This is a genomic window from Kitasatospora sp. NPDC029367 (genome assembly GCF_055569135.1).
The window spans coordinates 1-5,560 of record NZ_JBVHYH010000145.1 but is presented as its reverse complement, the minus strand read 5'-3'; the positions used below and the strand labels follow the sequence as shown (position 1 = coordinate 5,560).

Here is a 5,560-nt window from a genome sequence, read left to right as displayed (position 1 = left end):
CCCCCCCCCCCCCCCCCCCCCCCCCCCCCCCCCCCCCCCCCCCCCCCCCCCCCCCCCCCCCCCCCCCCCCCCCCCCCCCCCCCCCCCCCCCGCCGAGGATGACCGCGGCGCGCGTCAGTGCGCGGCGGCCTCCCAGTCGGCGCCGACGCCGACGGAGACGTCGAGCGGGGCGCGCAGCGGGTAGGCGCCGGCCATCTGCTCGCGGACGACGGCCTCGACCGGCTCGCGCTCGCCCGGGGCGAGTTCCAGCACGATTTCGTCGTGCACCTGGAGCAGCATCCGGGAGGTCAGCCCGGCGGCGCGCAGGGCCTCGTCGACCCGCAGCATGGCGATCTTGACGATGTCGGCGGCCGAGCCCTGGATGGGGGCGTTGAGGGCCATCCGCTCGGCCATCTCGCGGCGCTGGCGGTTGTCGCTGTTGAGGTCGGGCAGGTAGCGGCGGCGGCCGAGCAGGGTCTCGGTGTAGCCGGTGGCACGGGCCTCCTCGACGACCCGGTGCAGGTAGTCGCGCACGCCGCCGAAGCGCTCGAAGTAGGTGTCCATCAGGCCCTGGGCCTCGGCGGGCTTGATGTTGAGCTGCTGCGAGAGCCCGTACGCGGAGAGCCCGTACGCCAGGCCGTAGGACATCGCCTTGATCTTGCGCCGCATCTCGGCGTCGACCGCCGCGCCCGGGACCTCGAAGACCTGGGAGGCGACGGTGGTGTGGAGGTCCTCGCCGGAGGCGAAGGCCTCGATCAGGGCCTCGTCCTCGGAGAGGTGCGCCATGATCCGCAGTTCGATCTGCGAGTAGTCGGCGGTGAGCAGCGACTCGTAGCCGGCCCCGACGACGAAGGCGCGGCGGATGGCGCGCCCCTCCTCGGTGCGGACCGGGATGTTCTGCAGGTTCGGGTCCTGCGAGGAGAGCCGGCCGGTGGCGGCGACCATCTGGTTGAAGGTGGTGTGGATCCGGCCCTGCGGGGAGACGGTCTTGAGCAGGCCCTCGACGGTGGTGCGCAGCTTGGCCTGGTCGCGGTGGCGCAGCAGGATGACCGGCAGTTCGTTGTCGGTCTGGGTGGCGAGCCAGGTGAGCGCGTCGGCGTCGGTGGTGTAGCCGGTCTTGATCTTCTTGGTCTTGGGGAGGGCGAGTTCGCCGAAGAGGATCTCCTGCAGCTGCTTGGGCGAGCCGAGGTTGAACTCGCGCCCGGCGGCGGCGTGGGCCTCCTCGACGCAGCGCTGGATCTCGGCGGCGAACTGGGCCTCGAGCCGGGTGAGCCAGTCGCGGTCGGCGGCGATGCCGTTGCGCTCCATCCGGGCGAGGAGGGCGGCGATGGGCAGTTCCATGTCGTGCAGCAGCTCGGCGGCGCCGACCTCGGCGAGGCGGGTGTCGAAGAGCGCGGCGAGGTCGAGCACGGCGCGGGCCTGGAGCATCAGCGCCTGGGCGCGCGCGGCCTCGGCGTCGACGCCGTCCTCCTCCGGGGCGTCGAAGGCGAGTTGGCCGCTCTCGGCGGCGGGGGCGGCCGGGGTGAGCGAGCGGGCCAGGTACTCCTCGGCGAGCACCTCCAGGGTGAAGGTGCGGCGGCCGGGCTTCTCCAGGTAGGCGGCGAGCGCGGTGTCGGCGACGACCCCGGCGATGGTCCAGCCGCGTTCGGCGAAGGCCCGCATGACCTGCTTGGCGATGTGCAGGGCCTTGGGGGCCGACGCGTCGGCGAGCCAGTCGGCGAAGGCCTGTTCGTCCTCCTCGGCGAGCAGCGCCGGGTCGAACCAGGCGGCCGCCTCCCCTGCGGCGAGCGCCACTTCGGTGACCTCGCCGGTGCCGAGGGCCCACTGGTAGACGGCGGCCAGCGCCACCGGCGCCTTGTCGTCACGGGCGTGCTCGCGCAGCCAGGCGGCGAGGGTGCCCGGGTCGGTGAGGAGTTCGCCGTCGACCTCGACGCCGGGGGCGAGTTCGGCCTCCGCGGCCTCCGCGGCACCGGCCGGGTCGATCCCGAACACCCGGTCGCGGAAGTTGGCGTTGCGGAACTCCAGCGACTCCATCAGGGTGCCGACGGCGTCCCGGTCGAAGGGCTGCCGGGCCAGGTCGGGGACGCCCAGCGGGAGTTCGACGTCGCGGACCAGTTCGGTGAGCACCCGGTTGCGCTTGACCGAGTCGAGGTTGTCGCGCAGCTTCTCGCCGATCTTGCCCTTCACCTCGTCGGCGCGGGCGACGAGTTCGTCGAAGGAGCCGAACTGGTTGACCCACTTGGCGGCGGTCTTCTCGCCGACGCCGGGGATGCCGGGCAGGTTGTCGGACGGGTCGCCGCGCAGGGCGGCGAGGTCGGGGTACTGGCGCGGGGTGACGCCGTACTTCTCGGTGACCTTCTCCGGGGTGAAGCGGGTGAGCTCGGAGACGCCCTTGGTCGGGTAGAGCACGGTGACGTGGTCGGTGACGAGTTGGAGGGAGTCGCGGTCGCCGGTGACGATGTCGACGTCGTAGCCGGCCGCTTCGGCGGCGGTGGCGAGGGTGGCGATGATGTCGTCGGCCTCGAAGCCCTCGACCGTCATCCGGGGGACGTTCATGGCGTCGAGGAGTTCGCCGATCAGGCCGATCTGGCTCTTGAACTCGTCCGGCGTCTTGGCCCGGTTGGCCTTGTAGTCGGGGAACTCGGCGGAGCGGAAGGTCTGCCGGGAGAGGTCGAAGGCGACGGCGAGGTGGGTGGGCCGTTCGTCCCGGACGGTGTTGGCGAGCATCGAGGCGAAGCCGTAGACCGCGTTGGTGGGCTGTCCGGTGGAGGTGTTGAAGTTCTCCACCGGCAGGGCGTAGAAGGCCCGGTAGGCCATCGAGTGCCCGTCGAGCAGCATCAGCCGGGGCCGCGGGCCGGCCCCGCCGCCACCCGTCGCGCCCTTGTCCGTACTCTGCGTAGCCACGTCAACGTCCGTTCCTGCCGATTCCACTACCGGCCCCCGATCCTATGGCCCGGCACCGACAAAAGGGGCGCCGCGCCGGTCGGGCCGGGCCCACTACCAGTGAGTAGGACGGTCGTACGATCACAGGCAGCACGACGACGTGACCCCAGAGCGGCAGGAGTTCCCCCGATGACCGACGCGGCCCCCGGCACCGCCCCCGAGAACGCCCCGGGCACCGCCCCCGACGGCGCCCCGGCCACCGTCCTGAACGTCCCGCAGGACGTGCTGGACCACTTCGCCAAGCTCGGCGTGAACCCGGAGACCTTCTCCGGCGGCCACCTCGGCGAGAAGCTCGGCATCCGGATCGTCGAGGCCTCCGGCGACCGGGTCGTCGGCACCATGCCGGTGGAGGGCAACCAGCAGCCGTACGGGCTGCTGCACGGCGGCGCCTCGGCGGCGCTGGCGGAGACCCTCGGCTCGATCGGCGCGATGCTGCACGCCGGCCCGGGCCGGTACGCGGTGGGCGTGGACCTCAACGCCACCCACCACCGCTCGGCCACCTCCGGCCTGGTCACCGGCGTGGCGACGGCGGCGTTCAAGGGCCGCACCGCCGCGACGTACGAGATCGCGATCACCGACGACACCGGCAAGCGGATCACCAGTTGCCGGCTGACCTGCATGCTGCGCGACCTGTAACGGGCCCCCGAGGAGAGCAACGGGCCTCCGGGCAGCGCCAGTTCACCACCGAGAACACCAAGTCTCCTTCCCGCCCCCTTGTTTGACCTTCCGCCGCCCTGGGCAGGCGTTGGTCTGAGCAAGGGGGCGTCGGCATGTCCGGATGCGATCGGCACGCCCCCAAACCTGTAACACTGCGTAACAGGCAGGAAATCCCAGCGGGCGACTGTTCCGCGGCCCCCCGAGGCGCGGAACCTCTTCGCCGCACCCCCGCCGTCCGCAATGCGGACGTGCACGGCCGAATGCCGCACACCGGACAGCACTGTCCGATTATCGACGCTGCCAGCTGCAACCCCTATTTCTGGCCCTTACATCCCTCTACCAGCAAGTAAACGCCCGGCAGTTCGGGATCGGTCGAGCCGGAACGACCACATGCTGAGACAAATGCTCCGTGTGCTCATAACAAGAGAATCACAGCCTGCCCGCAGCACTGCCCGAGCCGCCCAACGGCATCTAGAGTCACGGCCAGTCACCGCGCCATCCGGAATGGGCCCGGCCCTCCGCGCATCCCGGCTCCCGCCACTCAGGCGCGGGCGCCTCCTGAACCGAATGGGGACCCTCGTGCGTCATCGTTCCGCAATTGTCGTGAGCATTGCCGTGATCGGCGCCCTCAGCCTCACCGCCTGCGGCTCCCGCGGCGGGAAGTCCGGCGACAACGCCGGCGGCAAGGACAACGGCTCCACCACCGTCGTCATCGGCGTCGACGCCCCGCTCACCGGCGACCTCTCCGCCCTCGGCCTCGGCATCCGCAACTCCGTCGACCTCGCCGTCAAGAACGCCAACGCGACCAACGAGGTCCCCGGCGTCAAGTTCGAGGTCAAGGCCCTCGACGACACCGCCAAGCCCGCCCCCGGCCAGCAGAACGCCACCCAGCTCGTCGGCGACCCCAAGGTCCTCGGCGTCGTCGGCCCGCTCAACTCCAGCGTCGCCCAGTCCATGCAGCAGATCTTCGACGACGCCAGCCTCACCGAGATCTCCCCCGCCAACACCGGCGTCGCCCTCAGCCAGGGCGAGAAGTGGGCCAGCGGCGACAAGAAGCGCCCCTTCAAGTCCTACTTCCGCACCGCCACCACCGACGCCGTCCAGGGCCCCTTCGCCGCCCAGTTCCTCTACAACGACGCCAAGAAGACCAAGGTCTTCCTCATCGACGACCAGAAGACCTACGGCGCCGGCCTCGCCTCCACCTTCAAGGGCGAATTCACCAAGCTCGGCGGCACCCTCGCCGGCGAGGAGCACGTCAACCCCGACGACCGCGACTTCTCCGCCATCGTCACCAAGGTCAAGACCTCCGGCGCCGACGCCGTCTACTACGGCGGCGAGTACCCCGCCGCCGGCCCGCTCTCCCTCCAGCTCAAGGACGCCGGCGTCAACATCCCCCTGATGGGCGGCGACGGCATCCAGAGCGGCGACTTCATCAAGCTCAACCCCAAGGGCCAGGGCGACTTCGCCACCGCCGTCGGCCTGCCCGTCGAATCCCTCGACACCGCCAAGAAGTACATCGCCGACTACAAGGCCGCCGGCTACAAGGACGCCTACGAGACCTACGGCGGCTACTCCTACGACAGCGCCTGGGCCATCATCCAGGCCGTCAAGTCCGTCGTGAACAGCAACAACGGCAAGCTCCCCACCGGCGACGGCCTGCGCAAGAGCGTCCGCGACGCCGTCCAGAAGGTCTCCTTCGACGGCGTCACCGGCAAGGTCTCCTTCGACGAGTTCGGCGACACCACCAACAAGCAGCTCACCGTCTACACCGTCAAGGACGGCAAGTGGGCCGTGGAGAAGTCCGGCACCTTCAACGGCTGACACCTTCGACGGCTGACACGCCGGCCGGCCCCACCGAACCACCAGCGCGGGGGGGGGGGGGGGGGGGGGGGGGGGGGGGAAAGCCCCCCCCCCCCCCCCCCCAACCCCCCCCCCACCCCCCCACCCCACAACACGCAGGCCCCCACCCCCAGCCTTGCCA

At 71.2% G+C, this 5,560-nt stretch carries 3 protein-coding genes; 2 read left to right on the top strand and 1 reads right to left on the bottom strand.

Translation table 11 applies throughout. The annotated features are described in order from the left end of the window. Nucleotides 1-114: 114 nt before the first annotated feature. A complete protein-coding gene (gene polA / locus ACZ4W5_RS37630; RefSeq protein ID WP_360234891.1) occupies nt 115-2,817 on the bottom strand; it encodes a DNA polymerase I in 2,703 nt (900 codons plus the stop codon). A gap of 234 nt (nt 2,818-3,051) precedes the next feature. Between polA and ACZ4W5_RS37625 the strand changes: the two genes are divergently transcribed. Beyond that, on the top strand, nt 3,052-3,558 hold the full coding sequence (locus tag ACZ4W5_RS37625; protein WP_465659726.1) for a PaaI family thioesterase: 507 nt from the start codon (nt 3,052-3,054) through the stop codon (nt 3,556-3,558). Between the two features lie 600 nt (nt 3,559-4,158). Continuing rightward, complete coding sequence (locus tag ACZ4W5_RS37620) at nt 4,159-5,400, top strand: branched-chain amino acid ABC transporter substrate-binding protein (protein ID WP_360234533.1); 1,242 nt, start codon at nt 4,159-4,161, stop codon at nt 5,398-5,400. The last annotated feature ends 160 nt before the right edge of the window (nt 5,401-5,560 follow it).

Excerpts from the sequence above, each read along its gene's own strand:
- polA (WP_360234891.1), bottom strand. The coding sequence starts at position 2,817 with ATGCTGCTCGACGGGCACTCGATGGCCTACCGGGCCTTCTACGCCCTG.
- ACZ4W5_RS37625 (WP_465659726.1), top strand. The coding sequence starts at position 3,052 with ATGACCGACGCGGCCCCCGGCACCGCCCCCGAGAACGCCCCGGGCACC.